The organism is Actinomyces sp. MRS3W (assembly GCF_032465695.1).
Taxonomy (GTDB): Bacteria; Actinomycetota; Actinomycetes; order Actinomycetales; family Actinomycetaceae; genus Actinomyces.
In genome coordinates this window covers 1-7,007 of sequence record NZ_JAWDJJ010000134.1, presented here as the reverse complement: position 1 = coordinate 7,007, position 7,007 = coordinate 1, and the positions used below count along the sequence as shown (strand labels likewise).

Below are 7,007 nucleotides of genomic sequence, written 5' to 3'. Positions count from 1 at the left end.
GCCTCAGGACCTGCTGTCCCTGCGCCGCCCACGGGGACGCGGGCAGAGCCGACGTGGGGGATACCCCGCTGCCGGAGGCTCCGCGTCGGGCCCTTCCGGGGATAGCCATCGCGTCCCCGTGGGCGGCGCAGGGACAGCAGGTCCTGAGGCCGTACCCGCGGCAGCTGTAGACGATGACGGCTGGGGCGAGGTCGCCGTCCCCGGTGCGCGTCACGCCGTGCACGAGGTGGCAGAGCCCGGGCATGATACGGGCCCACAGGAGCCCAGCGGCGATACCCGCGGCCCAGACGCCTTTCGACCCGATGCGCACGAGACGGAGGGGGCGGATGCCAACGCACCGAGCACTTCCGACGCGGCCGCATGGCGTGCGGTGCCGGCTCCGGAGCCCGCCCCGGAGCCGCAGCGGGCCGACCCGCAGCCGGTGACGGACTTGGGCACGATGAGCCCGGAGCCTCCGCAGCCGAAATCGCCGTCGGGCCCCGCGCCCGAGGCTACTGCGCTCGCGGATGAGACGGTGGCTACTCCCGTGGGTCATGCCGCCGTCGCGCCCGCGAACGTTGTCGCCGCGGCGACCCCGGACGCTATCCCCACGTCTCCTCATTCGGCGGCGAGTACAGCCCCCATGCCGCAGTCTCCGGCGCCGGTTGATGTGCGTGACCCAGATTCGGCCTACGTTGCGACCGCGGCGCCGGACCCGGCGGACGACACCGCCCCGGCTCCTGAACCTGGTTTTGCTGCCCGCTCCGACGCGGCACCGCAGCCGGATACGGCCGACCCTGCGGCCGCATCTTCTCCCGACACGACTCCGCTCGCTACCGTTCACCGCCTACGCCCCCTGCCGGACCTGCCCAGGTCGTCGTCGCCCGCGGCCGGCTCGCCCGCCGGGGCTGCTGAGAGGGGCCCGGACGTTCAGGCGGGTGATGTACCCGCCGCCGCGGAGCGGAACCGGCCGCACGGCCTGGCGCCGGTCGCATGGGACGACGCGGATGCGACCTTCTCCGATGGCATTCCTGTGCCGGAGGAGCCCGGCGATCCGGATGGCCCCGGCCCCGCTCCGGGAGCCGTCGCTTCCCCTAGTAGGCTCTCTGCTGCCCAGGCCGCTGCCAGAGCGGCCGCTCGGGGTGGCGCCCGCAACCATCAGATGGGTGCCGCCTCCGCTGCGCCCGCGCGCTCCGCCCTTGAAGACGATCTGCCCAGTGAGGATGACGAGGATGCCGAGGAGGCGGGCGTTGTCGGGCTAGAAGTTGTCAAACGCCTCCTGGGCGCCACCGTCCTGGAGGAAGTCACCGTGACCCAGGAAGGACACTGACCGTGCCAGCTGCCTATGAAGGCGCACTTGAAGACCTCGTCGACCAGTTCGGCGAACTGCCCGGCATCGGCCCCAAATCCGCTCAGCGGCTCGCCTTCCATATCTTGTCCGCAGACACCGACAGCGTGGAGCGGCTCATTGAGGCTCTGCGCGCGGTCAAGGCCCGGGTGCGGTTCTGCGCCACCTGCGGGAACGTCGCCGAATCCGAGCAGTGCGCCGTGTGCCGGGATCCGCGCCGGGACCGCAGTGTCATCTGCGTGGTGGAGGAGCCCAAGGATGTCGTCGCCATTGAGCGGACCCGCGAGTACCGGGGCCTATACCACGTGCTCGGTGGCGCCATCGACCCGATCAACGGGGTCGGCCCGGACGACCTGCGCATTCGCGACCTGTTCACCCGGGTGGGGGACGGCACGGTGGAGGAGGTCATCCTCGCCACGGACCCGGACGTGGTCGGCGAGGCGACTGCCGCCTACCTGACTCGCATGCTGCGCACCATGGCGGTGCCGGTCTCGCGACTCGCGTCGGGGCTGCCGGTGGGCAGCGACCTGGAGTATGCCGACGAGGTGACGCTCGGGCGGGCCTTCGAGGGGCGCCACCGGGTGGACGCCGAGGGATGAACAGGGGCGGTTGGCCTGCGCCGTATAGGTCGGTAAGATCTGTATGGTAGCTGTCGAAGGCTGAGTGCAGAGAAATTGCCCACGTTTGTCGACTACGTGCGCGCGCTTGCGTGAGCGGAGCGAAAAATAAGCGCCGCGACATTGGGCGTCTGATGGTGTGATACGTCCGTCTTCTCATCCGTTGGCAGATAGCTCGGTAGTAAGCAGTTTTCCGTCTACCGGGTTGGGTTTCCAGTCGAGTTTGTCTCGGGTAGTGTACGCGGTGTCTCAGGGGATGGACCCCTCGATGGTGCGCTCGATGGGCAGGACGTGCGTGCTGGGATGGTTTGAGTCGGAAGCGCTTGGGTCATCGCACGCAGCGGTCTGAGAGCGATGGTCGTCGGGGTTAGTCGTCGACGTAATTCTCGCCGTACTTATCAATATAGTACGACTCTAGTTGGTCAATTGCGGTGATCTCGGGTGAGTCCAGGTCTGCCTCGATTCCCTCGGCTGATCCAATTAAGCTGACGGTTACGCCTTTGGGAGTTATCCAATCGGTCTGAAGGATGTCCATGCGGCTTCCGGTCTGTTTCCCGTTTCCGTATAGGTTCGTCAGCCTCTTCGCGTAGAGGTCGTAAGCCCTCCATACGTTGTTGATCCATGTGTGGTCCTTTGTCTCTGAAGTGTTGAACGATGTCAGTGGGATTGATATGTCGCCAACAGCATTCTGGTATCTGGTGATGTAACCTCCGTCTTGGTTAGCCGTGAGTTCGGTGGTGAATAGTTCGGGGTCCTCGGGTTCTGGTTTCCAGCCGAGTTTGTCGCGGGTGGCGTAGGCGGTTTCCCAGGTGATGGGCCAGTCGAGCTCGGTCCAGGCGTGGATCCACTCCACGGCACGCTCGGTGGGGAGGATCCGCATGACAGGTTGGTGTGAGGCCGAGCAGCTGGCGTCGCCGCGCGGGGCTGTGTCCGGTGCAGGGCTGTCAGGGTCAGTCATCGACGTAGTTCTCACCGTACTTCTCAATGTAGTACAACTCCGCCTGGTTAATTGCAGTGATCGCGGGTGAGTCGATTGTGACGCTGATAGACTTATCTGATACTGACACGCTGAGTGTGACCTGATTTGCGAGTATCCATTCGGTCCGACGTCTTCCTCCGCGTCCCGTCGTTTTTTTTCCTGCGCCGTACAGGTTGACGAGTGCTGTTGTGTAACTGTTGTAGGCTGAGTGCAGGGCGGTCGTGCGCGCTTCATCGACACCAGTGGTGAATTTGCGTGTGCAAAGGGGGAAAAACGCTCCACTACAATCCCCTTCGAATCGTGTGATATTCCCGTCTTCCTCGCCGTTGGTGGAGAGTTCGGTGGTGAAGAATCGTCCGTCGTCGGGGGCGGGTTTCCAGCCGAGTTTGTCGCGGGTGGCGTAGGCGGTTTCCCAGGTGATGGGCCAGTCGAGCTCGGTCCAAGCGCGGATCCACTCGACGGCGCGCTCCACGGGCAGTATTTTCATCTTGGTCATGCTGGTCGGTTCCTTACCGAGTTGGGCCTGATATTGTGCTGTGTGGCTGGTGGTGATGCTATAGGGCTGACATGGCCTCCTCCATGGCCTGGATGATCTGGGGCGTGAGGGAGAAGAATGTGGTGCCGCTGGCTTGGGCGTATCCGGGTGCGGGAGTTGAGTACACCTCGATGAGGAGCTTGGTGCGTCCGTCCTTGACGGACTGCCACATCTGGGGGTTGTCATGGAAGTACTGGACCATGCGGGGATCGGAGAGCATGCGGTCGCGCACGTAGGCCGGGGTGGCCTGGGCCGCGGGGCCCTCGAAACGTGTGGGGACCTGGGTGGTGGACACGCTGGCGGTGCCGCCCTTGTACTCGGGAAAGACGATCTCGCTGCCGTCGGGCTTGACACCCATGCCGTCCACGCGGTGGCTGCCCGGACCGGGAGTATCGGGGCCGGTGGATCGGAAGGACTCCGGGATCTCATACCCGCGGCGCGCAAGCGCCTGCTCCCCGCCCCGCTCGCCAATGTGCTCCGCAATACGCTTCTCCGCAGGTCGGGCCTTCGTAGCCTGTTGCGCCGCATCACGCAGTGCTTCCACCTGCCTACGGCTGTAACCGGCTTCGGCTAGCTCATCGAGCGTGTTTTTGAGATTCTTGGAGTTGAAATCTCTCATGCTGTACCCGGGTGGCATGGCGTTCTTGAGGCGCTGCTCGGCAGCCTGCCTAGCCGCTTTGGTGGCAGCGCGCTGTTCGAAGAGGGTGCTGACCTCGGTCAGACCGGCGATCTCGCGGCGGGCGGCGCGTGAGAGCGCGACGCTCTCGGAGGCGGTGCGCGATGCGGCGCGGGTGCCCAGTCCGAGGGCGGACCCGGGTATGAAGGTCAGCGCGAGGTCCAGCCCGTCCAGCATTACCTGCTCCCAGGTGGCGGTGGCGGCATAGGACCGTGTCGCGGCGCCCGGGGCCTGCATGAAGGTGGCCAGGCCGCGCCCGTGGCCGAGCATCCAGGTGCCCACTCCGACGACGCCGAGCGACGCGGCCACGGACAGCCCGCCCCAGGTCAGGAGAAGTACCGCCAGGGCGGTGGTGAGTATTTGGCCGGGTAGCCCGAGGGAATCCCACCACTGGGCGAGTCCGTTCAGGAGGCCGGCGAAGAAGTAGGGCCAGTCGGGTTGGTTGAGCCATGTGCCGATGTCCTGGGCCAGGTTGATTCCGTACCACAGGCAGGCCGCCAGCATCACCAGTCCGACGGCGAGGGAGGTCAGGCGGAAGACGTTGCAGGCCGGCGGTTCGACGCCGGGGGTGGTGACGGTCATGGCATCCTGGCGCACCCCGCGCACCTGCACGCTCATGGTGCGGCCCTCGGCCATGCGGGCGCGGCGGGGCAGGCTCCGGTCGCCGTACGCGGCCCAGATGATGACTAGGTCCGACCAGGCGTAGGCGGCCAGCCACACCACGGCCTGCACCGGCACCCGCACAACGCCGGGCACACCGACCATGGGCAAACCGGGCGCCTTGGGAGCCTCAACGGCGACGTCACCGACCACCCCCGCCCGCTGACGCCGTCGGGCGTCGACCAACATGCAGGCGACGAACAGCATCACGGACACAGTGAACTGGGCATGCCCCTGGTCCAGGATTTGCCACAGCAGACGCATCCAGGTGGGGATGGCGGTGTGGTGCTCGGGCCAGTCCCGCCAGCCGACGGCGGCGTTGTAGCAGGCGTGATCGGTGACCGCCACGGTGAGCATCGCCACCGGCGGCAGCCAGGCAATGGCGCGCCACCAGGGCCGGCGCGTGCGCCACAACGCCAACCCGAGGGCGACCCCCATGGCCACGCTCATGGTGGGGATGTGGTGCCCGGTGGTCATCGTTCCGGCCGGTATGCCGTCGAGGTCCAGCAGGGCTTCGGCCCAACTGCCCCCGGGCAGCATGAGCCGGCCCGCGGTCCAAGGATTGAGTGAGTACTCGAGCCGATTCTCGCCCAGGATCTGCGCGAGCATGCCCGGCGGTGCCAGGCGGCGGGCGCCGTCCTCGGCGATCGTGAATCCGGCACCGACGGCGAAGCCCAGCAGCGCCCAATCCACGGCTGCCAGGCGCCGGATGCGGCCCGGCGCCACCAGCGCCAACACCAGCAAGGGCAGCAGCTTGCCGGGCTCCTCAACAAAGGCAGCCAGCGCGATGCGTGCGCCGTCATCGAGGGGGGACAGCCCGACCGACTCGCCTAGTCGCCGGGTGGCGAGCGCAATCATCAGCGCCCAGGGCGCGCTCAGGCACATCAAGAGGGCGAGTGGGCGCAGACCCAGCGTGCGCGTGCGCGCCAGCAGTGCCATGACCAGCAGGCAGCCGGCCATGAACAGTGCAGGCACCATCCCGACCGCTAGGCGCGGTACGACGGCGAGTGCCACCGCGCCCAACGCCAGCGCGGCCGTCGACACCACCTGCTGCACTCGCACCATCCCGCGTGCGAAACCCGGGTGGCGCGCCCACCACCCCCTCCATGCGGCCAGCGCCCGCTCCCAAGCCTCCGGCGGTACGTCCAGCACCGACAATGCCGCGTCCGCTCCGTCTGTGCCAACAGGACCGGCGTCGGATCTGTTCGACCGGGATGCAGCCTCGCTCATCAACGAGCACCTTTCAGGAACCATCAGGAATGGTGACGGAACTATAACGCCATCATCTGGGTGCTGAGCTTGCCCACACCCCGGTCAACGCCCACCGGCCAGTTCCACCGACCTGCGTGCTGCCGTAACACGGGTCTCCATCAGCCGTAACACGACGCGCCGTATGCTTGGTGTCAACGCCACGCCGAGGACGCCGGGACGCCCCGCCGCGGGCGTTCCGCCGCGGCGTCGGCGCCGACCCACCGGCAGTACAACGGCAGGAACCCCCACATGGCACTGGTCGTGCAGAAATACGGAGGCTCATCCGTCAGCGACGTTGAGGCGATTCGCCGCGTCGCCAGGCGCGTCGTCGCCACCCGCAAGGCGGGCAACACCGTGGTCGTCGTCGTCTCCGCCATGGGCGACACCACCGACGACCTCCTCGACATGGCCGACGCCATCTCCGCGCGCCCGCCCGCCCGCGAGATGGACATCCTGCTATCCGCCGGCGAGCGCATCTCCATGGCGCTGCTGGCCATGGCCATCGGAGAGCTGGGCGTGCCCGCCCGCGCCTACACCGGCGCCCAGGCCGGCGTGCTCACCGACTCCAAGTACGGGCGCGCCAGCATTGTCGGCGTCATCCCCGAGCGCGTGGCCCGCGCCATCCAGATGGGGGCGGTCGCCGTGGTCGCCGGCTTCCAGGGCATCAACGAGGTCGAGGACGTGACCACGCTCGGCCGCGGCGGAAGCGACACCACCGCCGTCGCCCTGGCCGCCGCCCTCAACGCTGACGTCTGCGAGATCTACACCGACGTCGACGGCCTGTTCACCGCCGATCCGCGCATCGTCCCCACCGCCCGCCGCATCGAGGCCCTCTCCAGCGAGGAGACCCTGGAGATGGCCGCGAACGGCGCCAAGATCCTGCATCTGCGCGCAGTGGAGTACGCCCGCCGCTTCGGCGTGCCCCTGCACGTGCGCTCCTCCTTCTTCGCCGGCCTCCTGAA

At 67.4% G+C, this 7,007-nt stretch carries 7 protein-coding genes; 3 read left to right on the top strand and 4 right to left on the bottom strand.

Annotated features, from left to right (window positions below; all coding sequences use genetic code 11):
• A partial coding sequence (locus RWX45_RS04625; RefSeq protein WP_316022604.1) for a hypothetical protein occupies positions 1–214 on the bottom strand: 214 nt, incomplete at its 3' end.
• Positions 215–439: 225 nt separating this feature from the next.
• Between RWX45_RS04625 and RWX45_RS04620 the strand changes: the two genes are divergently transcribed.
• Positions 440–1,309, top strand: coding sequence for a hypothetical protein (locus tag RWX45_RS04620; RefSeq protein WP_316022603.1), 870 nt, complete (start codon positions 440–442; stop codon positions 1,307–1,309).
• A 2-nt stretch (positions 1,310–1,311) separates the two neighbouring features.
• Positions 1,312–1,926 carry a recombination mediator RecR gene (gene recR / locus RWX45_RS04615; protein WP_316022602.1) on the top strand — a complete coding sequence of 205 codons (615 nt, stop codon included), beginning with the start codon at positions 1,312–1,314 and terminating at the stop codon, positions 1,924–1,926.
• Between the two features lie 385 nt (positions 1,927–2,311).
• Here recR and RWX45_RS04610 read toward each other — a convergent pair whose 3' ends face one another.
• From RWX45_RS04610 to RWX45_RS04600, 3 genes are all read right to left on the bottom strand, one after another.
• A complete protein-coding gene (locus tag RWX45_RS04610; RefSeq protein ID WP_316022601.1) occupies positions 2,312–2,824 on the bottom strand; it encodes a DUF6301 family protein in 513 nt (170 codons plus the stop codon).
• Positions 2,825–2,894: 70 nt separating this feature from the next.
• A complete protein-coding gene (locus tag RWX45_RS04605; RefSeq protein ID WP_316022600.1) occupies positions 2,895–3,419 on the bottom strand; it encodes a DUF6301 family protein in 525 nt (174 codons plus the stop codon).
• 58 nt (positions 3,420–3,477) lie between these two features.
• The gene (locus RWX45_RS04600; RefSeq protein ID WP_316022599.1) at positions 3,478–5,946 is read right to left on the bottom strand and encodes a protease PrsW; all 2,469 of its coding nucleotides are present in this window, start codon (positions 5,944–5,946) and stop codon (positions 3,478–3,480) included.
• A gap of 348 nt (positions 5,947–6,294) precedes the next feature.
• Between RWX45_RS04600 and RWX45_RS04595 the strand changes: the two genes are divergently transcribed.
• Positions 6,295–7,007: aspartate kinase (locus tag RWX45_RS04595; RefSeq protein ID WP_316022598.1), on the top strand; the 713-nt coding region annotated here is incomplete at its 3' end.